At 64.4% G+C, this 23,013-nt stretch carries 18 protein-coding genes and 1 pseudogene; 7 read left to right on the top strand and 12 right to left on the bottom strand.

Annotated features, from left to right (window positions below; genetic code table 11):
• Positions 1-72: 72 nt before the first annotated feature.
• Positions 73-936 (top strand): DNA-binding transcriptional regulator HexR, encoded by an 864-nt coding sequence (gene hexR / locus QIY50_15935; GenBank protein WGV23068.1) that lies wholly within the window; start codon positions 73-75, stop codon positions 934-936.
• On the opposite strand, the gene QIY50_15930 is transcribed toward hexR, so the two are convergent.
• The 11 genes and pseudogenes from QIY50_15930 to edd all read right to left on the bottom strand — a co-directional run bounded on the left by QIY50_15930 (position 929) and on the right by edd (position 14,280).
• A complete protein-coding gene (locus QIY50_15930; GenBank protein WGV18921.1) occupies positions 929-1,783 on the bottom strand; it encodes a D-hexose-6-phosphate mutarotase in 855 nt (284 codons plus the stop codon). The two genes, hexR and QIY50_15930, sit on opposite strands and share 8 nt — an antisense overlap.
• Before the next feature lie 127 nt (positions 1,784-1,910).
• Positions 1,911-3,203 carry a carbohydrate porin gene (locus QIY50_15925; GenBank protein WGV23067.1) on the bottom strand — a complete coding sequence of 431 codons (1,293 nt, stop codon included), beginning with the start codon at positions 3,201-3,203 and terminating at the stop codon, positions 1,911-1,913.
• A 101-nt stretch (positions 3,204-3,304) separates the two neighbouring features.
• The gene (gene ugpC / locus QIY50_15920) at positions 3,305-4,459 is read right to left on the bottom strand and encodes a sn-glycerol-3-phosphate ABC transporter ATP-binding protein UgpC (GenBank protein WGV18920.1); all 1,155 of its coding nucleotides are present in this window, start codon (positions 4,457-4,459) and stop codon (positions 3,305-3,307) included.
• 3 nt (positions 4,460-4,462) lie between these two features.
• On the bottom strand, positions 4,463-5,308 hold the full coding sequence (locus tag QIY50_15915) for a carbohydrate ABC transporter permease (protein ID WGV18919.1): 846 nt from the start codon (positions 5,306-5,308) through the stop codon (positions 4,463-4,465).
• On the bottom strand, positions 5,301-6,209 hold the full coding sequence (locus QIY50_15910; protein WGV18918.1) for a sugar ABC transporter permease: 909 nt from the start codon (positions 6,207-6,209) through the stop codon (positions 5,301-5,303). The genes QIY50_15915 and QIY50_15910 overlap by 8 nt, the downstream gene beginning before the upstream one ends.
• 178 nt (positions 6,210-6,387) lie before the next feature.
• Entirely contained in the window at positions 6,388-7,674 is a 1,287-nt protein-coding gene (locus QIY50_15905; GenBank protein ID WGV18917.1) for an ABC transporter substrate-binding protein, read from the bottom strand.
• A gap of 104 nt (positions 7,675-7,778) precedes the next feature.
• Positions 7,779-9,029: an AGE family epimerase/isomerase gene (locus tag QIY50_15900; protein WGV18916.1), complete on the bottom strand. Its 1,251-nt coding sequence runs from the start codon at positions 9,027-9,029 to the stop codon at positions 7,779-7,781.
• Between the two features lie 229 nt (positions 9,030-9,258).
• The gene (locus QIY50_15895) at positions 9,259-10,713 is read right to left on the bottom strand and encodes an ATP-binding protein (GenBank protein ID WGV18915.1); all 1,455 of its coding nucleotides are present in this window, start codon (positions 10,711-10,713) and stop codon (positions 9,259-9,261) included.
• Complete coding sequence (gene gltR, locus QIY50_15890; protein WGV18914.1) at positions 10,694-11,419, bottom strand: two-component system response regulator GltR; 726 nt, start codon at positions 11,417-11,419, stop codon at positions 10,694-10,696. Before gltR ends, QIY50_15895 begins: the two co-directional genes overlap by 20 nt.
• 74 nt (positions 11,420-11,493) lie before the next feature.
• The gene (locus QIY50_15885) at positions 11,494-12,456 is read right to left on the bottom strand and encodes a glucokinase (protein WGV18913.1); all 963 of its coding nucleotides are present in this window, start codon (positions 12,454-12,456) and stop codon (positions 11,494-11,496) included.
• Positions 12,453-14,280, bottom strand: a pseudogene (edd, locus tag QIY50_15880) (phosphogluconate dehydratase). The gene QIY50_15885 and the pseudogene edd overlap by 4 nt, the downstream one beginning before the upstream one ends.
• 264 nt (positions 14,281-14,544) lie before the next feature.
• Here edd and gap point away from each other — a divergent pair.
• The 6 genes from gap to QIY50_15850 all read left to right on the top strand — a co-directional run bounded on the left by gap (position 14,545) and on the right by QIY50_15850 (position 21,477).
• Positions 14,545-15,546, top strand: a complete 1,002-nt coding sequence (gap, locus tag QIY50_15875; GenBank protein ID WGV18912.1) for a type I glyceraldehyde-3-phosphate dehydrogenase — start codon at positions 14,545-14,547, stop codon at positions 15,544-15,546.
• A 246-nt stretch (positions 15,547-15,792) separates the two neighbouring features.
• Positions 15,793-16,305 carry a sigma-70 family RNA polymerase sigma factor gene (locus QIY50_15870; GenBank protein WGV18911.1) on the top strand — a complete coding sequence of 171 codons (513 nt, stop codon included), beginning with the start codon at positions 15,793-15,795 and terminating at the stop codon, positions 16,303-16,305.
• Positions 16,306-16,376: 71 nt separating this feature from the next.
• Positions 16,377-17,339 (top strand): FecR domain-containing protein, encoded by a 963-nt coding sequence (locus QIY50_15865; GenBank protein ID WGV18910.1) that lies wholly within the window; start codon positions 16,377-16,379, stop codon positions 17,337-17,339.
• Between the two features lie 267 nt (positions 17,340-17,606).
• Positions 17,607-20,210, top strand: a complete 2,604-nt coding sequence (locus QIY50_15860; GenBank protein ID WGV18909.1) for a TonB-dependent receptor — start codon at positions 17,607-17,609, stop codon at positions 20,208-20,210.
• A 202-nt stretch (positions 20,211-20,412) separates the two neighbouring features.
• Positions 20,413-21,006 (top strand): biliverdin-producing heme oxygenase, encoded by a 594-nt coding sequence (locus QIY50_15855; GenBank protein WGV18908.1) that lies wholly within the window; start codon positions 20,413-20,415, stop codon positions 21,004-21,006.
• 54 nt (positions 21,007-21,060) lie between these two features.
• Positions 21,061-21,477 (top strand): YbaN family protein, encoded by a 417-nt coding sequence (locus QIY50_15850; protein WGV18907.1) that lies wholly within the window; start codon positions 21,061-21,063, stop codon positions 21,475-21,477.
• Here QIY50_15850 and arcD read toward each other — a convergent pair.
• Positions 21,457-22,884 carry an arginine-ornithine antiporter gene (arcD, locus tag QIY50_15845; protein WGV18906.1) on the bottom strand — a complete coding sequence of 476 codons (1,428 nt, stop codon included), beginning with the start codon at positions 22,882-22,884 and terminating at the stop codon, positions 21,457-21,459. The two genes, QIY50_15850 and arcD, sit on opposite strands and share 21 nt — an antisense overlap.
• Positions 22,885-23,013 lie beyond the last annotated feature (129 nt).

Raw genomic sequence — 23,013 nt, 5'->3', positions numbered from 1 at the left:
ACGACCGTGCAAAAAGCCTGCTGCTCCCACAGCCGGCTGTCTTCCCGACCCAAGGACACACCCATGGACCGCGTGCGAAACCTCCTGGAACAGATCCAGGGCCGCCTCGACGAGCTGAACAAGGCCGAACGCAAAGTCGCCGAAGTCATCCTGCTCAACCCGCAACAAGCCACCCGTTTCAGCATCGCTGCGCTGGCCCAGGCGGCCAAGGTCAGCGAACCGACCGTCAACCGCTTCTGCCGCTCGTTCGGCGTCAGCGGTTATCCCGAGCTCAAGCTGCAACTGGCGCAGAGCCTGGCCAGCGGCGCCGCCTACGTCAGCCGCGCGGTGGAAGCCGACGATGACCCGGCAGCCTATACCCAGAAGATCTTTGCCAGCGCCATTGCATCGCTCGACGGCGCCTGCCAGCAGCTCGACCCGCAGCAGGTCAGCCGTGCCGTGGACATGATGATCCAGGCCCGGCAGATCCACTTCTTCGGCCTGGGCGCCTCGGCGCCGGTGGCGCTGGACGCCCAGCACAAGTTCTTCCGCTTCAACCTGGCAGTATCGGCCCACGCCGACGTGCTGATGCAGCGCATGCTGGCCTCGGTGGCGCACACCGGCGACCTGTTCGTGATCATCTCCTACACCGGTCGCACCCGCGAACTGGTCGAGGTGGCCCGCCTGGCCCGGGAAAACGGCGCCTCGGTGCTGGGCCTGACCGCCGCCGGTTCGCCGCTGGCCAATGCCTGCAGCCTGAGCTTGCACATTCCGCTGCCGGAAGACACCGACATCTACATGCCGATGACCTCGCGGATCATCCAGCTGACCGTGCTCGATGTACTGGCCACCGGCATGACCCTGCGCCGCGGCGTGGACTTCCAGCCGCACCTGCGCAAGATCAAGGAAAGCCTCAACGCCAGCCGCTACCCGATCGAGGACGACGAGCTCAGCTGAGCCGGTGTGCCTGCAGGCGCAGGTGGGCACGCTGCCCCGGCGCCAGGCTCAGGCCCTCGCCACTGCCGCTGGCGGCCTCGACGCAGACGAAACGCTGGCATTCGCGGCCGCTCACGCCCATCAGCGGACGGTTGCCCGGGTGCCAGACCACGGTGTCGTCACTGTCGCCGGTATCGATGCACAGCTCACGCTGCCAGGCCGGGTCCTGCAGTTGCACCCGCGGCGTGCCGGGGTAGACCTTCTGGCAGCCGCCCTTTAGCTTCAGCGCGCCATCCTCTCGGCAGGCCTGGCGGTTCAGGCGGTCGTAGCCTTCGATATCCTCGAGCCCGGACAGCGCTATCTCGGACACGTCACTAATACGCCAGTAGGCCAGCAGAGCATGGCTCAGCTGGCAGGGTTCGCTGTCCTGGTGCTCGGTGCTCAGGCTCAGTTCCATGCGGCTGCCCAACCGGGCATGCAGGTCGACCTGCCAGTCGCACAGGTCCAGTCGCCACTTCAGGGTTACGCCGTCTTCATCCTCGCGGCTATCCACCAGCTTCCAGTCCAGCAAGCGGGCCCAGCCATGGGCCGGCCACAGGTCTTCGCTGGGGTGGCGGCCATACCACGGCCAGCACACCGGCACACCACCACGGATCGCCCCGACCTGCGGCCACTGCTCGGCACACCACAGCCAGGGCCGTTCGCCGGCCGGCTGGAAATGCAAAAGCTGCGCGCCCTGGCGGCTGAACACCGCCTGGCAACGTGGGTGGTCGATGATCAACACATCGCGCTGCTGGTAACGCTCCCACTCGAATGTCGGCCGGGGCCGTTGCGAGGCAAAGAAGCGATGGAGCGGATGTTCAGGCATGGTTCAGAGCTCTTGTTGTTTGAGATAGCGCTGTCTCGGCCTATTCCCGACACCCACTGCAGGGCAGTGGGTGCCGAATATCGAGATAGGGTCGAAAATGATTGGCGTAAATTTACAACAATTGCCCTCAGAATGACGACTGAATCTTCAAACCCGCGACCAGCGCGTTGTCCACCTCATCCACCCCGCCGGGGCTCTTGATGTACTGCAGGTTGGGCCGCACGGTCAGCCAGTTGGTCACATGGAAGCCGTAGTAGAGCTCGGCGTTGTACTCGGTGCGTTGCAGCGGCACGAAGCCGGGGTTGTCGTAATCGCTGATGCCGCTCTGGGCGTTGAGCAGTTCGGCGCGTTTCTTCACGTCGTCATTCACATGAATGCGCGCCACGCCGAAGCCGATATCGTCCTTGGGCCGGGCGTCGAAAGCGCCTTTGTAGACCAGGCCAACCTGCTGGTAGTTATCGACCACGTTGGTGGCCTTGTCGTGTACGGTGAAGTTGGCGAACAGGCTCAGCCCACGGTTGACGTCGCCGCCATGAGCGGTGACCTGCTGCTGCGCCACTACCCACCAGCCATGCTTGCTGGAATGCGACTTGAAGGCCTCGCCGGTCAGGGCCTGCGGGTTGCCGTTGACGTCATCGAAGACATCGTCGGCCTTGGCCGTGCTGTAGTAGTAACCCAGGCGGTACTCGCCCGGCAGGCCGTTGACCTTGGGTGACCACACTGCTTCCACTGGCAGGATCGCGCCTTTGGTGCCGCTGCCACTGAGTTTGAAGCCGTTGCCGGTTTCCAGGTTGGAAGGGTTCTGCTCGAAGGCACCGACCTGGACGAAGAATTCCGGAGTGATGTTGTATTTCACCCGCAGCGCCCACTGGCTGACTGGCCAGTTGTACCAGATACCGCCGACCCAGTTGCCCACCTGCGAGCCGCAGAAGGCCAGGTTCTGGAAGTCGCAGGGGAAGCTGTTGAAGTCCTCGCCCTCGCCGAAGCGGCCGAATTTAACGTCCAGCGCACCGTCGAAGTACTTCTGCTTGACCCACATCTGGGTCAGGCGCCAGGTCTGGCCGCGGCCCCACACTTCCTGCACCGAGCTGAACTGCCCGGCGCGCGGGTCGCTGATGCGGTCGTTGGACAGGTTGCGGCCGCTGCGCTCGGTGATTGCCAGCTTGAACTCGGCATCGTGCCAGCCGAAGATTTTCTGCAAATCCAGGTGCGCGCCAAGGGCGAACTGGTCGCTGTAGCGCGCGGTCTTGTCGTCGTTGTAACCACCGTGCAGGTTGCCGGCAACCTCACCGACATAATCGAGGGTGAAGTCATAGCCCTTTTCCAGCAGCTCGGTGCGGGTACCGCCCCAGTCGCCGGTCATCCACTTCGATTCGCTGGAAAAGGCCTCGGCAGCCTGCGCGCCGCTGCCGGCGGCCATCGCCAGCGGAGCGAGCAAGGCCAGCGAGCCCAATGTCCTGATGCGTTTGCGCTGTTCCATCCCTTTGCGTCCTCTTTTTTCTTATTGATGGTGTAGACGAGTTATCGGCCTTTGAAGTGCGCCACGTTGTCCTTCATGGTTGCGGCAGTGGTGGCCAGGTGCAGGCGCTCGCCGCTGTCGGCGTCGAACAGCAGCACCCGGGCCGGGTCGAACTGGAGGTTCAGGTTGTCACCTACCTGGCACGTCACATCCGGCGCCAGGCGGCAGCAAACCTTGGTCTGGTTGAGGGTGACGAACACCAGCAGGTCCGGCCCGGTAGGCTCGGTCACCTGCACCTCGGCGCGGATGCCCGGCAAGCCATTGCCCTCCCCGGTGCCCAGCGCGATCTGCTCGGGGCGGATGCCCAGAATGATCTCGCGCCCCTCGAGTTCGTCGGCAGCCAGCCCCAGGGGCAGTTCGCAGCGCGCCTGGCCGCTGTCGAGCAGCGCCAGCAGGCGGCCATCCTGTTTGGTCAGGCGTACCGGGATGAAGTTCATCGGCGGCGAACCGATGAAGCTGGCGACAAACTGGTTGGCCGGGTCGTTGTAGATCTGTTGCGGGGTGCCGAACTGCTGGATGATGCCGTCCTTCATCACCGCCACCTTGTCGCCCAGGGTCATGGCCTCGATCTGGTCATGGGTGACGTACACGGTGGTGGTCTTCAGGCGCTGGTGCATCAGCTTCATTTCGGTGCGCATCTCGACGCGCAGCTTGGCATCGAGGTTGGACAGCGGTTCATCGAACAGGTAGATCTTCGGCCGCCGCGCCAGCGCCCGGCCCATGGCCACGCGCTGTTGCTGGCCGCCGGACAGCTGCGCCGGCTTGCGCGCCAGCAGGTGCTCGATCTGCAGCAGCTTGGCCACCCGCGCCACCTCCTCGTCGATGGCAGCCTGGGGCAGCTTGCGGATCTTCAGGCCGAACTCGATGTTCTCGCGCACGCTCATGGTCGGGTACAGCGCGTAGGACTGGAACACCATGGCGATGTCACGATCCTTGGGGCTCATGCCACTGACATCCTGCTGGTCGATGAGGATCGCCCCGCCGGTGATCTGCTCCAGGCCGGCAATGCAGTTCATCAAGGTCGACTTGCCGCAGCCCGACGGGCCGACCAGGATCAGGAACTCACCGTCCTTGATCGACAGCTGGATGTCCTTGAGGGTGTCCGGCAAGCCGCTGCCGTAGGTCTTGTTCACATTGCGAAGTTCGAGCGTTGCCATGACTTACCCCTTTACCGCGCCAGCCGTCAGGCCGCGGACGAAATATTTGCCTGCCACCACGTAGACCAGCAGGGTTGGCAGGCCGGCAATCATCGCCGCCGCCATGTCGACGTTGTATTCCTTGGCCCCGGTACTGGTGTTGACCAGGTTGTTCAAGGCCACGGTGATCGGTTGCGAGTCGCCGCTGGAGAACACCACGCCAAACAGGAAGTCGTTCCAGATCTGGGTGAACTGCCAGATCAGGCAGACCATGATGATCGGCGTGGACATCGGCAGGATGATGCGGCGGAAGATGGTGAAGAACCCGGCGCCATCCAGCCGCGCAGCCTTGACCAGCGCATCGGGGACGCTCACGTAGAAGTTGCGGAAGAACAGCGTGGTAAAGGCCAGGCCATAGACCACGTGCACCAGCACCAGGCCGCTGGTGGTGCTGGCCAGGCCGAGCTTGCCGAGGGTGAACGAGGCCGGCAGCAGCACGGTCTGGAACGGCAGGAAGCAGCCGAACAGCAGCAGGCCGAAGAACAGCTGCGAACCACGGAAGCGCCACATCGACAGCACATAGCCGTTCAGCGCGCCGATGGCGGTGGAGATCAGCACCGCTGGCACGGTGATCATGATCGAGTTCCAGAAGTATCCGCTGACCGTGCTCCAGGCCTTTACCCAGCCGATGCCGGTAATGACCGCCGGCCAGCTCAGCAGGTTGCCGGTGCTGATATCGTCCGGGGTCTTGAAGCTGGTCAGCAGCATCACCACCAGCGGCACCAGGTACAGCAACACGGCCAGCAACAGCACCGCGTGAATGGCGATGCGGCTGAGGCTCAGCACCGGTTTGTCGACAGGGCTATGCATGGCGTTTGCTCCGCAGCTCCGAGTACAGGTAAGGCACGAGGATCGCCAGGATCGCCCCGAGCATGAGGATGGCGCTGGCCGAGCCCATGCCCATCTGCCCGCGGCTGAAGGTGAACGAATACATGAACATCGCTGGCAGGTCGGACGAATAGCCCGGGCCGCCGGCGGTCATTGCCGCCACCAGGTCGAAGCTCTTGATGGCAATGTGCGCGAGAATCATCAGCGAGCTGAAGAACACCGGGCGCAGGCTGGGCAGCACCACACGCCAGTAGATGCGCGGCAGGCTGGCGCCGTCGATCTGCGCGGCACGGATAATCGACGGGTCGACACCGCGCAGGCCGGCGAGGAACATCGCCATGATGAAGCCCGATGCCTGCCATACCGCGGCAATCACCAGGCAGTACACCACCCGGTCCGGGTCGATCAGCCAGTCCAGGCGGAAACCTTCCCAGCCCCAGTCTCGCAGCAGCTTGTCCAGGCCCATGCCCGGGTTGAGCAGCCACTTCCAGGCAGTGCCGGTGACGATCATCGACAGCGCCATGGGGTACAGGTAGATGGTGCGGATGAAGCCTTCGCGGCGGATCCGCTGGTCCAGCAGGACCGCCAGCAACACGCCGATGACCAAGCTGATGGCGATGAACAGGCCGCCGAACAGCAGCAGGTTCTTGCTCGCCACCCACCAGCGGTCGTTGTCGAACAGCCGGGCGTACTGGGCCAGGCCGGCCCACTTGTAGGTCGGCAGGAAGGTCGACGTGGTGAAGGACAGGACAAAGGTCCAGAGGATGTAGCCGTAGAAGCCCACCAGGACGATGAACATGCTTGGGGCCAGCACCAGCTTGGGCAGCCAGCGCTGTAGCGCGTCCAGGGGTGATGCCCGCAGTTGGGCGGTTGTAGTGGTCATGGTTCACCTCAAAGGCGCCGCACTCCCCTGTAGGAGCGGCCTTGTGTCGCGATGGGCTGCGCAGCAGCCCCAAAGGACTCAAGGTCGATTACCTACCTAAGATCGAGTGCGCAGGTTATGGGGCTGCTGCGCAGCCCATCGCGACACAAGGCCGCTCCTACAACGGGATCGAGTGCGTTTATTGGGCAGCCTTGACCGCTGCCGCCAGCTTCTTCGCCGCATCGGCCGGGTCGGCCTTGGGGTCGTTGATGTAGTTGGTCACCACATCGAAGAACGCGCCCTGCACGGCCAGCGTGGTGGCCATGTTGTGCGCCATGCTTGGCTGCAGGCCGCCATTTTTGGCATCAGCCAGGAAGTCCTTGGCGGAGGTCTGCGCACAGGCGTCAAAGCCATGCTTGCCCATGTCGGCCAGCATGTCGTTGCGCACCGGGATCGAGCCCTTGTTGCTGCTGAAGACCTTTTGGAAGTCCTCGCCCAGCACCTTGCGGGCAATATCCTGCTGGCCGGCAGAGGTGCCGGCGTCGTTCTGCTTGAACACCACCAGTGAGTCGATGTTGTACAGGAAGGCCTTGTCGGTGCCGGGGAATGGCACGCACTGGTAGTCCTTGCCGGCGGTTTTCTTCGCCAGGGTCCATTCGCTCTTGGCCCAGTCGCCCATGATCTGCATGCCGGCCTTGCCGTTGATGACCTTGGCCGCTTCCAGGTTCCAGTCCTGGCCTTTGCCATCCGGGTCCATGTAGGTGGCAACCTTTTTCAGTTCGGTCAGCGCCTTGACCATCTGCGGGCCGGTCAGGGCCGTGCTGTCGAGGTCGACCAGCGCCTTCTTGTAGCCATCGGCCCCCATCACCGCCAGCACCACGCTTTCGAACACGGTGCTGTCCTGCCACGGCTGGCCGCCATGGGCGAGCGGAATGAAACCGGCGGCCTTGAGCTTGTCGGCAGCGGCGTAAAATTCGTCGAGGGTGGCTGGCGCCTTGTCGATGCCGGCCTTCCTGAAGACGTCGGGGTTGATCCACAGCCAGTTGATGCGGTGGATATTCACCGGCACGGCGACATAGTCACCGTCGTACTTCACGGTGTCTGCCACTTTCTTGTCGAGCAGGGAGTCCCACTTTTCTTCCTTGGCCACATCCTTGAGCACCTCGGTGTCGAGCAGCCCGGTGGCCGCCCAGTCCTGGATGTCCGGGCCCTTGATCTGTGCAACACCCGGCGGGTTACCGGCCACCGCGCGGCTCTTGAGCACGGTCATGGCGGTGGCACCGCCACCACCGGCGACAGCGCCGTCCTTCCAGGTGAAACCATCCTTTTCGACCTGGGCCTTGAGCACATCGACCGCCGCTTTTTCACCACCGGAGGTCCACCAGTGCACCACCTCGACACTGCCTTTGGCATCGGCAGCCAAGGCACTCAGCGGGAACAAGGAGGCCAGTGAGATTGCGGCAGCGAGACGGAGCGTGGAATTCATCGAAGCACCTTTCTTGTTGTTATGCCGTGCAAGTCGATCGCTTGCGTTGCATGAAGTCTAAACAGCGTGCTCGCCTCGCCAGGTAACGAAGCGATGCGTGAATGTCATCGTTTGGTTACATTGCCGGCCAGGCTGCTGGCCAGGCTGGGTGCCAGTGGCAAGCCCGGCAGCAGCAGCGCCTGGTAGGCATGGTAGAGGTCTGGCTTGCCTGGCCAGATGGTCGCGGCCGGCTGGTTGTGCGCATCGAGTTCGTGGTGCCAACTGCCAGCGGCGTGGTCAATGAAATGGCTGGCGATGAAGTCCCAGCAACGGCGATACCAGTGCTCGTAGTGCGCCTCGCCGGTCCGCTGCAACAGTGCCGCGGCTGCGGCGCAGGCTTCGGCATGCACCCAGTGCAGGCGTGCGCGCACCACCGGGCGATCGGCCCAGTCCAGGGTGTAGACGAAACCGGGCGCGCCATCGACGTGCCAGGCCTGCTGGCAGGCAGCGTCGAACAATGCGCGGGCGCCACCTGGCAGCCAGCCGGGTGCGTGCAGCCCCGCCCGTTCCAGGCTGGCCTCCAGGTGCAGCAGCAACCGCGCCCACTCCAGGGCATGCCCGGGCGTGGAGCCATAAGGCCGGAAGTGGTCTGCCGGGTGCGCCTGGTTGTAGTGCGGCAATGGCTGCCAGAGGGCGTCGAAATGCTCGATGACCCGGTAGCCGTTGGCGGCGGCATGGGTACGGATGATGCGCTCGGCGATACGCAAGGCGCGTTGCAGCCACAGGCTGTCGCCCGTAACGTCTGCCAGGGCCAGGAAGGCCTCGACCGCATGCATGTTGCTGTTGGCGCCACGGTATTGCTCGGGCAACTGCCAGGTGCGGGAGAAAGCTTCCCGCAAAGCGCCCTCCTCTTCGCTCCAGAACTGCGCTTCGAGCACCTGCACCGCATCTGCCAGCAGGGCGGGTGCCTCTTCAGCGCCGGCCATCACCGCCGAGCTGGCGGCCAGGGCGACGAAGGCGTGCAAGTAAGCCGCCTTGCCACTGTCCTCATGGCCACCAGGGTGAGCGAACCAGCCGCCGTAGGTGGCATCCTGCAGCGCACCGCGCAAGGCGGCCACACCGTGTTCGGCATAGGCCAGATAGCCAGGCACGCCCTGCAGGTGGGCCAGGGCGAAGCAATGGGTCATACGGGCGGTATTCAGGGTTTCGGCGCGGGCACCGGGGGCAAGCTGCCCCTTGGCATCCAGATTGCCAAAACCCTCGGGCAGTTTCGCGGCCTTGGCGAAGGTCAGCAGGCGCTGCCCTTCGGCCATGCGCCAGGCGGTGTGAGCCGGGGCATCGAGCCAACGGGTGGAAGGCAGGTTGGAAGGGTTCATGGGCCAGCTTGATCCTTGCCAGTCGTGTGCGAATTCTAGTGAGCGGGGTTGGGTGAGTTGTCACGAAGGACAGTGGGTTTGTCACCGGGCAGTGACATTTCGCTTACCTGTACCGGCCTCTTCGCGGGCAAGCCCGCTCCCACAGGTACAGCGCAAGCATTGCGATTTGTGTGGTCCCTGTAGGAGCAGCCTTGTGCTGCGAAGAGGCCGGTACAGGCAACACACCCCTTCAGTCCATGCCCCGCGGCAGATACAAGGTCACCCGCAACCCGCCCTCACGCAGGTTCAGCAAGCTCACCTCCCCGCCATGGCTATGGGCTATGTTGCGCGCAATCCCCAACCCCAGCCCGTACCCCTGCTGCTGCCCGGCCAGACGGAAGTGCGGCTCGAACACTTGCTCCAGCTGCTGTTGCGGTACCCCCGGCCCCTGATCGTCTACCTGCAGGACGAACCCCTCGGCAGTGTCGATGATGCGCAACCGCGCCCGCTCGCCGTACTTGATGGCGTTGTCGATAAGGTTACCGATGCAGCGCCGCAGCGCCAGCGGCTTGCCCGGGTACGGCGCCAGTGCGCGGCCTTCGAGCGTGATGCGGCCATCGCCCAGGTAAGGCTCGGCAAGGATCTCCAGCACCTGGTTGAGGTCGACCGGCTCGATGTTCTCGTGGATGTCGGTGTCCTTCACGCACTGCAAGGCGCCTTTGACCAGCAGCTCCAGTTCGTCCAGGTCCTGGCTGAACTTGGCCTGCAGGCGCTCGTCCTCGAGCAGCTCGACGCGCAGGCGCAAGCGGGTTATCGGCGTGCGCAGGTCGTGGGAAATGGCACTGAACAGCTGGCTGCGCTCGGTCAGGTAGCGGCTGATACGCTCGCGCATGCTGTTGAACGCGCGCCCCACCTCGACCACCTCGCTGCCCCCGCCTTCAGCCACCGGCGCCACATCGGCGCCCAGCGACATCTCCCGCGCAGCCCGCGCCAGGCGCTTGAGTGGCCAGCTCTGCCAGTGCACCAGCAAGCCGATGAACAACAGCAGCAAGGCCGTGGTCAGCACGATGAAGCCGATCTGCTGGCGCGGCAGGCGTTCGGCTTCCAGGCTGGTGTAGGGCTCGGGCAGTAGCGAGGCGATGTACAGCCACTCGTCCTCGCCCAAGCGGATCTGGGTTACCAGCACCGGCGGGTTGAGCGGTTCCAGGGTCAGCGAGTAATGCGCCCAGGAACGTGGCAGTTCGTCGAGCTTGAGGCCGCTGTTGAAGATGCGCAGGTCGTCGGGCGCAACGAACTCCACGGAAATGTCCATCTGCGAGCCCAGACGCTCATGCAGCACCTGCTTGAACACATCGATCACCGCCTGCTTGCGCGGGGTCACGGGCAGCACCGGCATGTCCAGCGGCTTGGCATTGAGCGACACGAAGAAGCGCGTGCCGCCCATGCTGCGCAGCTGGTCGAGGACCATGGGCCGATAGGCCACCGGCAGCGAGCGGAAGTAGCTGACGCTGGCGCTCATTGAATGGGCCAGGCTGCTGGCGCTGGCACGCAGGCCCTGCAGCTGGCTGGCGCGTAACTGGGCAACCCAGATGATGCTCGACAGGCCCTGGGCCAGCAGCACTACCAGCAGGGTCAGCAGCAGCATGCGCCCCAGCAGCGAGCGCGGCAGCAGGCGCCAGCGCCGCTCAGGGCGCATTGCAGACATGGGCAGCCAACAGGTAGCCGCTGCCACGTACGGTGCGAATCAGCCGGGGTGGTTTGTCGGTATCGCGCAGTCGCTGGCGCAGGCGGCTGACGGCCATGTCGACGATGCGGTCCAGCGGCATCGGCTCGCGGCCACGGGTGGCGTTGCCGATGGTGTCGCGGTCGAGGATCTGCTGTGGGTGGTCGAGGAACAGCTTGAGCAGGGCGAAGTCGGCGCCGGAGAGGATCACCTCCTCACCGTCGCGATGGAACAGGCGGTGGCTGACCGTGTCCAGCCGCCATTCGTCAAAAGCCAGCACCGCACTGCCCGGCGCCGCCTGGCCGAACTCGGCGCGACGCAGCAGGGCCTTGATCCGCGCTTGCAGTTCACGGGGGCTGAACGGCTTGCCAAGGTAATCGTCAGCGCCCAGCTCCAGGCCGATGACCCGGTCGGTTTCGTCGGAGCTGGCGGTGAGCATGATGATCGGTACCCGTGCCTGGCGCGGGTGCTGGCGTACCCAGCGGCACAGGCTGAAGCCGTCTTCGTCGGGCAGCATGACATCGAGAATGACCAGGTCGCAGGGCGTGGACTCCAGGGCGCGGCGAAAGCCCTTGCCATCGGCTTCGGCGTGCACCTGGAAGCCGGAGCGGCTGAGGTAGGTTTGCAGCAGTTCGCGGATTTCCTGGTCGTCGTCGACCATCAGGATCGATTTGCCGGCAGTGCTCAAGGTGGTCCTTCCTTTTTGTCAGTTACAGGTCTTTGTTGCCTGCTATTGGGGCTGCTTCGCAGCCCCCACTTCACCTATCCATGATCCAACGCCTGCTGCAAGGCCACCCCGGCCCCCAGCAACCCGGAAAACTCCGCCGTCACCAGCCAGACCGGCACGCCAGCGAAATAGCCACTCATGCAACCCTTGTCGGCAAAACTCGCGGCAAACCCGCTGCGCAGGAACAGCTCGGCAAAGCGCGGGATCACGCCGCCGACAATATAGACCCCGCCGCGTGCGCCCAAGGTCAGAACATTGTTACCGGCAACACGACCAAGAAACCGGCAGAACTGCTCGATCACCGCCAATGCCCGTGGCTCGCCGCCCAGCGCGGCATCGGTGATCTGCGCCGGGGTGGTGTGTCGGGGGATGTCGCCGTCCAGCGCGCAGATTGCCTGGTACAGGCGCAGCAGGCCACCGCCACTGAGCACGGTTTCGGCGCTGACATGGCCGATCTGGCTATGGATCTGTTGGTGAATAGCCGCTTCACGGGCATTGCCCACCGGCAAGTCGACGTGCCCGCCCTCGCCCGGCAAGGCGCACCAGCGCTGGTCGCCCAGACGCAACAGGGAGCCAACGCCCAGGCCGGTGCCGGGGCCGATGACCAACGCAGGACGTGAAAGGTCGGCCTGGCCCGGGCATACCTCACGGAATTCGCCTTCGCGCAGGCGGGTCATGCCCAGCGCCATGGCGGTGAAATCATTGATCAGCAGCAACTGCTCGATCTGCAGCCTCTGGCAAAACGCGAGGCGGCTCAGGCGCCAATGGTTGTTGGTGAAGCGGAACTCGTCACCGTTAACCGGCCCGGCCACTGCAAGGCAGGCCGCAATCAGCCCACCGCGAGCAATGCCAAGCCCGTCGAGGTACGCCTCGATGGCCTGTTCCGGGCTGGTGTAGTCCTCGGTCGCAAAGACCTTCACTTCATGCAGCTGGTTGTCTCGCCACAACGCAAAACGGGCATTGGTGCCGCCGATGTCGCCAACCAGCAGGTCCTTCATTTGAGGTTCTCCAGGGCCGAGGTGAACGCACTGGCGCCCTGCTCTGCCGGGCTGAACGCCATGCGCATGAAGCCGAACAGCTCGCGCCCGCAGCCCAGGTCGTTACCCTGGGGCGCTGGCGGCAGGTCGCGGCTGGCCAGTTCTTCGGCCGACACCATGACCCGCAGCGTGCCTTCGACACCATCGACCCGCACGATATCACCGTCACGCACCCGCGCCAGCGGGCCGCCGTCATAAGCCTCGGGGCAAACGTGAATGGCCGCCGGGATCTTGCCCGAGGCACCGGACATACGCCCGTCGGTAACCAGCGCCACCTTGAAGCCACGGTCCTGCAGCACACCGAGGAAGGGCGTGAGCTTGTGCAGCTCCGGCATGCCGTTGCAGCGCGGGCCCTGGAAGCGCACCACGGCGACGAAGTCGCGCTCCAGCTCGCCGGCCTTGAACGCATCGGCCAGCGACTGCTGGTCATGGAACACCCGCGCCGGGGCTTCGACCACCTGGTGCTCGGGGGCGACTGCAGACACCTTCATCACGCCGCGACCAAGGTTGCCCTCCATCACCCGCAGGCCGCCTTCGGCCGAGAACGGCCGCGCCACCGGGCGCAGGATGCTTTCGTCCAGGCTGTGCAGCGGCCCTTCGCGCCATACCAGCTTGCCGTTGTCGAGGAACGGCTCCTGGGTGTAGCGGCGCAGGCCATGGCCGGCCACGGTTGTTGACGTCTTCGTGCAGCAGCCCGGCATCGAGCAGCTCGCGGATCAGGAAGGCCATGCCGCCCGCAGCCTGGAAGTGGTTGATGTCGGCCTTGCCGTTGGGGTAGACGTGGGACAGGGTCGGAACGACCTCGGACAGGTCGGCCATGTCCTGCCAGGTCAGCTGGATACCCGCAGCCTGGGCAATCGCAGGGATGTGCAGGGTATGGTTGGTCGAGCCGCCGGTAGCATGCAGGGCAACGATGGAGTTGACCAGTGCCTTCTCGTCGACGATTTCACCCAGCGGCATGAAGCTGCCGCTGGCCTTGGTCATGCGCGTGACCTGCTGCGCGGCCTCGGCGGTGAGCGCATCACGCAGCGGTGTGTACGGGTTGACGAACGAGGCGCCCGGCAGATGCAGGCCCATCACCTCCATCACCAGCTGGTTGGTGTTGGCGGTGCCGTAGAAGGTGCAGGTGCCCGGGCTGTGGTAGGACTTCATCTCCGACTCCAGCAGCTCTTCGCGGCTGGCCTTGCCCTCGGCGTAGCGCTGGCGCACGTCGGCCTTCTGCTTGTTGGAAATGCCGGAGACCATCGGCCCGCCCGGGACAAAGATGGTCGGCAGGTGGCCGAAGCGCAGCGCCCCCATCATCAGGCCGGGCACGATCTTGTCGCAGATGCCCAGCATCAGCGCGGCGTCGAACATGTTGTGCGACAGGGCGACGGCGGTGGACATGGCGATCACTTCACGGCTGGCGATGGCCAGCTCCATGCCCGGCTCGCCCTGGGTCACGCCGTCGCACATGGCCGGCACGCCACCGGCGAACTGGCCGACCGAGCCGACCTCGCGCAGGGCCTGCTTGATCTGCTCGGGGAAGTGCTGGTACGGCTGGTGCGCCGAAAGCATGTCGTTGTAGGCCGAGACGATGGCCACGTTGGCCGCGTTCATCAGGCGCAGGGTCTGCTTGTCGTCGCTGCCGCAACCGGCCACGCCATGAGCGAAGTTGGCGCACTGCAGGCTGGCACGCATGGGGCCGTCACTGGCCGCGCCGCGAATCAGTTGCAGGTAGCGTTCGCGGGTGGCACGGCTACGTTCGACCAGCCGCTGGGTGACCTCAAGGATGCGCGGATGCATGTACTGGACTCCAGGCTAATTGTAAGGGCGGTTTGCGGGCATTTCCCCTCCAAACGATTGCGGCCTAGGCTCAATGTAAAGCAGCCCGCTGCATCGCTGGGGGTACGTCGCCCAACCACTCGTTGTATGTTTAACCAAAATACTGCCACTAAAAAGGCTTGTTTTCTATCGTCAGGTGAATAATCTTGTAATTCCAACAACAAAACCGTTTCAGTGAAGCTCCTTTGTGCCACAGGTTTCACTCGGACTGCCAGAGGTACTGCCATGACCCTACGCATCGCCATCAATGGATTCGGCCGCATCGGGCGCAACGTCTTGCGCGCACTGTATACCCAAGGCTACCGCCAGGACCTGCAGGTCGTCGCCATCAACGACCTGGGCGACAGCGCCATGAATGCCCACCTGCTCAAGTACGACAGCGTGCACGGCACCTTCGATGCCAGCGTCGAAGCCGACCACGAGAGCCTCACGGTCAATGGTGACCGAATCGCGGTCAGTGCCATCCGCAACCCGGCCGAACTGCCCTGGAAGGCCGAAGCGATCGATGTGGTGTTCGAATGCACCGGGCTGTTCACCGAGCGCGCCAAGGCCGCGGCACACCTGGCTGCAGGGGCTGGCAAGGTGATTGTCTCGGCACCGGCCAAAGGCGCCGACGCTACCGTGGTGTACGGGGTCAACCATGACATTCTGCGGGCCTCGCACCAGATCATTTCCAATGCCTCCTGCACCACCAACTGCCTGGCACCGATTGCCCAGGTGCTGCACCGCGAGTTCGGCATCGAACAGGGCCTGATGACTACCATTCATGCCTACACCAACGACCAGGTGCTGACCGATGTGTACCACAGCGACCCGTACCGCGCGCGCTCGGCGACCCAGTCGATGATCCCGAGCAAGACCGGCGCTGCCGAGGCCGTGGGCCTGGTATTGCCGGAGCTGGCCGGCAAGCTGACCGGCATGGCGGTGCGGGTGCCGGTGATCAACGTGTCGCTGGTCGATCTCACCGTCAACCTCAAGCGCGAAGCCACGGCCGAGCAGGTCAACCAGCTGTTCCTCGAGGCCAGCAAGCATTCCAGGGTATTGGGCTACAACGCTTTGCCGCTGGTTTCCTGCGATTTCAACCACAACCCGCTGTCGTCGATCTTCGATGCCAACCATACCCGGGCCAACGGGCGCATGCTCAAGGTGCTGGCGTGGTATGACAATGAGTGGGGGTTCTCTAACCGCATGCTGGATAACTGCCTGGCGTTGTGCAACGCCCGCTGAGCTTCGGCATGTTCTCTGTAGGAGCGGCCTTGTGTCGCGGTGGGCTGCGCAGCAGCCCCTGCAATCTGTGCCAAGGCCGAAATCCCGGGGCTGCTGCGCAGCCCATCGCGACACAAGGCCGCTCCTACACCGGGACCGCGCAAGACTGGGGACTCACAATCTTTACCTTTTCCTAACATTTCCAAACTTGACCTCCGATACTGATGATAAGCATTATCATTAACCTTTCGTCGGCCAGGTCCCCCTGTGAGTCAGTCCCGGTTCAACTCTGTCTTCCTCGTCCAGCGCCTTCCCCTGCTGCGCACCCTGCAGCGCATGGTGGGCAACCCCACCACGGCCGAAGACCTGTTGCAGGAAACCTACCTGCGGGTGTCCCGCGCCCTCGCTGAGCGGCCTGTCGAACACCTCGAACCGTTCGTGTTCCAGACCGCACGCAACCTGGCCCTCGACCACCTGCGCGCGCGCCGGGTGCAATCGCGCATGCTGGTCGACGACGTGCCAGATGACGTCCTGCACAGCGTGGCCGCGCCGGCCACCAGCAGCGAGGATGCCGCCCATGCCGAACGGTTGCTCAAGCAGCTGAGCCTCAGCCTCGACCAGCTGAGCAAACGCCAGCAGCGCATCTTCATCCTCAGTCGCCTGCATGGCGCCACCTACCAGGAAATCGGCGAACAACTCGATGTTTCGCCCAGCACGGTACAGAAGGAACTGAAACTGATCATGGCGATCTGCATGGGTGTCGCCGACCGCCTCAAGTAAGGGCACGCAAAGCCCTTGCCACGCCCCGCGTCAGGCTTGATCATTCGCAAAAAATCATTCAGGGACTCACCGTGACCGATAGCCCCGCCCCCCGCCCGTCACCCGCCGGGCCCAGCGCCCGTGCTCGTGCCATGGACGAGGCGCTGGACTGGCTGGTGCGCCTGCAATGCGCCAACGCCGAGGACACCCAGGCCTTCGAAGCCTGGCTGAGCGCAGCGCCGGAAAATGCCGAGGCCTATGTCGAGGCAGAAGCCCTGTGGAACGGTGCGCCGCTGCACCAGCTGGCGGCGCAGATGCACCAGCGGCAGCGCCGCTCGTGGCACGGGCGCCTGCGCAGCCACTGGAAACCCCTGGCAACGGCGGCGCTGCTGCTGATCGGGCTGTTCACCCTCGGCAACCTGCCCATACGCCTGCAAGCCGATCACTTTACGGTGGTAGGCGAGCGCCAGCGTCTGCAGCTGGAAGACGGGGCGAAAGTGCTGCTGAACACCAATTCGGCATTTGCCAGCGAGCAGCGTGACGACCGCCAGGTCGCCCGCCTGCTCCAGGGCGAGGCCTATTTCCAGGTACCCGAAGGCGCGCCGCGGCCCCTGGAAGTGCAGGCCGGACCGTTGCGCGCGCAGGTGCGCGACACCGATTTCGCCGTGCGCTACCTCGACGGCGAGGCACAGGTGCGGGTGCAGCGCGGCGATGTCGATCTGCAGGGGGCCCGCGACCAGCGCATCCGCTTGAGTGCCGGCGACAGCATCAGCGTCGGCCCCCAGGGCTTCGGCCAGCGCCAGCGCCCCGACATGCACAAGGACCTGGCCTGGGTCGACGGCCGCCTGGTATTCGAGAACTGCCCGTTGAGCCAGGTGCTGGCGGAGGTGCAACGCTACTACCCGGGCTGGATCATCAACCGCAATGCGCAGCTGGAAGACGTTGCGGTCACCGGCAACTACCGCCTCGACCAACCGCTGGAAACCCTGCGCGCGCTGGCCCACATCACCTCGGCACGGCTGCAGGAATACCCGGCGCTGGTCATCCTGAACTGATCCGCAAATCTGAAACCCGACACGGTCCCTGTGGGAGCGGGCGTGCCCGCGAACACGGGCAACGCCCGTGCCATCCACCGCGGCGCCTGTTTCGCGGGCTTGCCCGCTCCCACAGAAGTCGTGATACGGATCGCCAGACCGCAATCCAACTTTTTTTACGCAGTCACGCTACCCCGCCCGTCTCGTTATAGCCAATGCAACTGATTCTCGTTTGAAAACGAGGACAGCCATCACCTATAACAGTCTGCGCGTCAGGGAGCGCTTCCGATGTCCACAGGTCCTACCCGCCCCTCCACCCGTCCTCGCCATGGAGGGCAACCGTCCCTCCTGAGCCTTTCCCTACTGAACCTGGCCCTGCTCGCCAGCGGTGCCGGCAGCCTGCCGGCGCTGGCCGCCGAGCCGGCACACGCCAGCAGCCCACGCATGGGCGACTACCGCTTCAGCATCGGCCAGCAGCCGCTGGTTTCGGCCATCAATGCCTTCAGCCAGGTCACTGGCTGGCAGGTCGGTTTCAGCGCTGAGCTGGCCGACGGCGTGGCCTCGCCAGGGGTGCAGGGTTCGCTACCGCCGGAAGCCGCCCTCAAGCGCCTGCTGCTCGGTACCGGCCTGGGCATTCGCCAGATCAGCCACGGCAATGTGGTGCTCGAACGCCAGGCCAGCGCCAATGTGATCGCCCTGCAACAGGTCACCGTCAGCGCCACGCGCAACGCCCAGGACGTCAGCCAGGTACCGAGCACCGTCAGTGTGCAGACCCGCGAGGAACTGGACCGGCAGAACGTCAACAATATCCAGGACCTGGTACGCTACGAGCCGGGTGTGTCGGTGGCCGGCACCGGCCAGCGCAGCGGCCTGAACGGCTACAACATCCGGGGCATCGACGGCGAGCGCATCCTCACCCAGGTCGATGGCGTGTCGATCCCCGACAGCTTCTTCTACGGCCCCTACGCCCAGACCCAGCGCAACTACGTGGACCCGGAAATCGTCAAGCGGGTGGAAATTCTCCGCGGCCCGGCCTCGGTGCTGTATGGCAGCAACGCCATCGGCGGGGCAGTGAGCTATTTCACCCTCGACCCGGACGACATCATCAAGCCCGGCAAGGACGCCGGTGCACGCCTTAAGACCGGCTACAGCTCGGCCGACGAAAGCTGGCTGACCTCCGCCACCGTCGCCGGTCGCCAGGGCGACTTCGACGGCCTGTTGCACCTGAGCCAGCGCAACGGCCACGAAACCGAGACCCACGGCGGGCACAGCGGTGACGGCCTGTCGCGTACCGAAGCCAACCCGATGGACGTGCGCACCACCAACGTGCTGGCCAAGCTGGGCTGGAACTACGCCGACGACGCGCGTCTGGGCTTCACCTACGAACGCTACAAGGATGACCTCGATCAGAACATCCTCAGTGCGGTGGGCGGGCCGTTCATTCCTGGCCGTGGTGCCTCGGGTTACTACAAGGCGCGTAACGGTAACGACACCATCACCCGTGAGCGCTTTGGCATCAACCATGAGTTCGGCCTGGATTCGCTGGTTGCCGACCATGTGAAGTGGAGCCTGAACTACCAGATCGCCAAAACCGACCAGTACACCGAGGAGGTCTACGCACCACCTGGTCGTCAGGTGCTGCGTACCCGCGACACCACTTACAAGGACCGCCAGTGGGTATTCGACGCCCAGCTGGACAAGGCCTTCAGCCTCGGCGCCACCGAGCACCTGCTGACCTATGGCACTACCCTCAAGCACGAGAAGGTCACCGGTTCGCGCAGCGGCACCGGCACCTGCCTGGCCGTTGGCTCAGGTTGTTCCGCCGCTGGCGCCGAGCGCCCGGCAGACGGCCAGGCACTGGTCAGCGACTTCCCGGACCCGACCGTGAACACCTACAGCCTGTTTGTGCAGGATGAAATCCGCTGGAACAACTGGACCTTCATGCCGGGTGCTCGTTACGACTACACGCGCATGGAGCCCAGGTTCACCGAGGAATTCCTGCGTGGCCTGGAGTCCTCCGGTATCGCGCCCACCTCCCAGGACGACTCGGACAAGAAGTGGCACCGTGTCTCGCCCAAGTTCGGCCTGACCTACGCCTTCAACGACAACTACACCTGGTACGGCCAGTACGCCGAAGGCTTCCGCACTCCGACTGCCAAGTCCATGTACGGGAAGTTTGAGAACATCGAGCAAGGCTACCGCGTGGAAGGCAACCCGGGCCTGGAACCGGAAAAGAGCAAAAGCTATGAAACCGGCCTGCGTGGCAACTTCGACGCCGGCAACTTCGATGTGGCGGTGTTCTACAACAAGTACCGCGACTTCATCGACGAGGACGCCGTACAAAGCGCCAACCTGGAGCAGACCTTCCAGGCCAACAACATCAAGCACGCCACCATCAAGGGTGCCGAGGTCAAGGGCCGCCTGAACCTCGACCACTTCGGTGCACCGCAGGGCCTGTATACCCAGGGCTCGATCGCCTACACCCATGGCCGCAACGATGACAGCGGCGAGCCACTGAACAGCGTCAACCCGCTCAAGGGCGTGTTCGGCCTGGGTTACGAACAACAGCACTACGGCGGCCTGCTGAGCTGGACGCTGGTCAAGCGCAAGACCCGCGTCGACGACAGCACCTTCTATTCGCCCGACGGCTCGAGCGCCAAGTTCCGCACCCCGGGCTACGGGGTACTGGACCTGACCGGTTACTACAAGGTCAGCGACGACGTGACCATCAACGCCGGCCTGTACAACCTCACCGACAAGAAGTACTGGCAGTGGGACTCGGTGCGCAGCTACGACGGCCAGGGTGAAGCGGCCGTGACCCAGCCGGCCAACATCGACCGCCTGACCATGCCGGGGCGCAACTTCGGCATCAATGTGGTCTGGGATATCTGACCCTTTGCACCCGTAACGGCCTCTTCGCGGGCTCGCCCGCTCCCACAGGTACTGCGCAAGCCTTGGGCCTGCGCTGGACCTGTGGGAGCGGGCGAGCCCGCGAAGAGGCCAGTACAGGCAACACGAAAACCCGATTTTTTTACTGTTCCGTCCCCGCTGTTTCGTCTTGTCTCTAGATGCCCCCCTTTCCAAGGACTGCCCCATGACCGACCGCCCAGCCCTGCGCTCCCAGCGCCTCAACCAGATTACCCACGCCCCCCATGCCGAACTGGATGCCCTGGTCAAAGCCCACGCACCCTTCGACAGCCGCGAAAGCTTCGCCCGCTTCGTGGTCGCCCAGTACCTGTTCCAGGCCGAGCTGCAAGCCCTGTACAACGACCCACAACTGATCACCATCGTCCCCGACCTGGCCGAGCGCTGCCGTGCCGAACAGGCCCGCCTGGACCTCGCCGATCTCGATACCGAAGTACCGTCAGCCGTGCCGGGCGGCCTGCGCAACCCGAGCCTGGGCGAGGCAATGGGCTGGATCTTCGTCTCCGAAGGCTCCAAACTGGGCGCTGCGTTTCTGATCAAGCGTGCCGTGGCCCTGGGCTTGTCCGACAGTTTCGGTGCCCGCCACCTGGGCGAACCGGCTGGTGGCCGTGCCGAAGGCTGGAAGCAGTTCACCCGCATTCTGGATGGCCTGGCCCTGTCGGCCGAAGAGGAAGCCGCTGCCGAACGCGGCGCAGTTGCTGCCTTCGAGCGGTTCACCGAGCTGCTCAAGCACGCCTACGCCGCAGATGCCGCGCTGGTTTGACACGCCATACCCGGCCACCCTACCGGTGGCCGAACCGTTTTATGCAGTGAGACCATGACCCGACCCGCCCGCTCGAAACTCGCCCGCCTGCTGTATGCGATCCTGGCTTACGTAAGCCTGGGCGTGGGCCTGGTCGCGATCGTCATTCCCGGCCTGCCGACCACCGAATTCATCCTGCTGGCCGCCTGGGCGGCCACACGCAGTTCACCGCGCCTTTCTGCCTGGCTGGAAAACCACCGGTTGTTCGGGCCGATCCTGCATAACTGGCGCAATGGCAAGGTAATCCAGCGGCGGGCCAAGGTCAGCGCGACCCTCAGCATGCTGCTGTGCGCGGGCCTGATGCTGACGCTCCTGGAACACCGCTGGCCGGTATTCCTGGCCATTGCCGGCATGACCCTGGGCAACCTGTGGATCTGGTCGCGCCCGGAGCACGCCCCCTGCCCTGCCCCGTCACAAGCTCAGCAGCCCTGAATACAGGGCGTAGGCCGCCAGTGCGGCACCTGCCAGCACGGCGGCGAAAATCAGCTTTTCCCAAGTGGTGAACAAGGCTTTGCCCTGCTCATGCTTGGCCCTGGCGAACAGGACCACGCCCGGCGCATACAGCAGCGCCGACAGCAACAGGTACTTGAGACCGCCGGCGTACAACAGCCACACGGCATAGGCCAAGGCAACCAGCGCCACCAGCAAATCCTTGCGACGCAGGGCCGGCTGCCCGGCATAGGTTTCTGCGCGCACCGCCAACAGCACGGCGTAGGCCGCTGACCACAGGTAGGGCACCAGGATCATCGACGAGGCCAGGTAGATCAGGCTGGTGTAAGTACCGGCGGAAAACAGCGTGATCAGCAGGAAACCCTGGATCATGCAGTTGGTCAGCCACAGGGCGTTGGCCGGCACATGGTTGGCGTTTTCCTTGGCCAGAAAGCGCGGCATGGTCTTGTCCCGCGCCGTCGCGAAGAGGATCTCGGCGCACAGCAGCGCCCACGACAGCAGCGCGCCAAGCAGCGAAACTGCCAGGCCGATACTGATCAGCAAGGCTCCCCAGGGCCCGACGATATGCTCCAGCACCGAGGCCAGCGAGGGATTTTGCAACCCGGCCAGTTCTGGCTGGGTCATTACCCCCAGTGACAGCACATTCACCAGCACCAGCAGCGCCAGCACGCCCAGGAAACCGATCACCGTGGCCTTGCCCACATCCGAACGGCGCTGGGCGCGCCCGGAATACACGCTTGCGCCCTCGATACCGATGAACACGAACACGGTCACCAGCATCATGTTGCGCACCTGCTCCAGCACGCTGCCGAACTGCGGGTTGCTCAGACCCCAGATGTCACGCGTGAAGATATCGGCGCGGAAGGCGAACGCCGCGATCACCACGAAAATCAGCAGCGGCACCACCTTGGCCACGGTGGTCACCTGGTTGATGAACGCCGCTTCCTTGATGCCGCGCAGCACCAGGAAATGCACCGCCCACAGCAGCAGCGAGGCGCAGCCGATGGCGATTGGCGTGTTGCCTTCGCCGAACACCGGGAAATAGAAGCCCAGGGTACTGAACAACAGCACGAAATAGCCGACGTTCCCCAGCCAGGCACTGATCCAGTAGCCCCAGGCCGAGGAAAACCCCATGTACTCGCCAAAGCCGGCCTTGGCGTAGGCGTATACCCCCGAGTCCAGCTCCGGCTTGCGGTTGGCCAGGGTCTGGAACACGAAGGCCAGAGCCAGCATGCCGACCGCGGTAATACCCCAGCCGATCAGCACCGCCCCCACATCGGCACGCGCCGCCATGTTCTGCGGCAACGAGAAGATCCCGCCACCAATCATCGAGCCGACCACCAACGCGATCAACGCGCCCAGGCGCAGCTTCTGTCCCGGTTCGCTCATGAGCCTTCCTTTTTTTTGCGCGCTGTCATGGGTTTGAAACGCCCGTGCGGGTCATATAAACGTTGTTACTTATAATGATCGTAGTGCATGAAGCTATAGCACTCATAACCGCTTTGTCTATGCCGCCCG

The organism is Pseudomonas putida (assembly GCA_029953615.1).
Lineage (GTDB): Bacteria > Pseudomonadota > Gammaproteobacteria > Pseudomonadales > Pseudomonadaceae > Aquipseudomonas.
The sequence above is the reverse complement of the archived record's forward strand: the minus strand, read 5'-3'. Positions and strand labels throughout refer to the sequence as shown.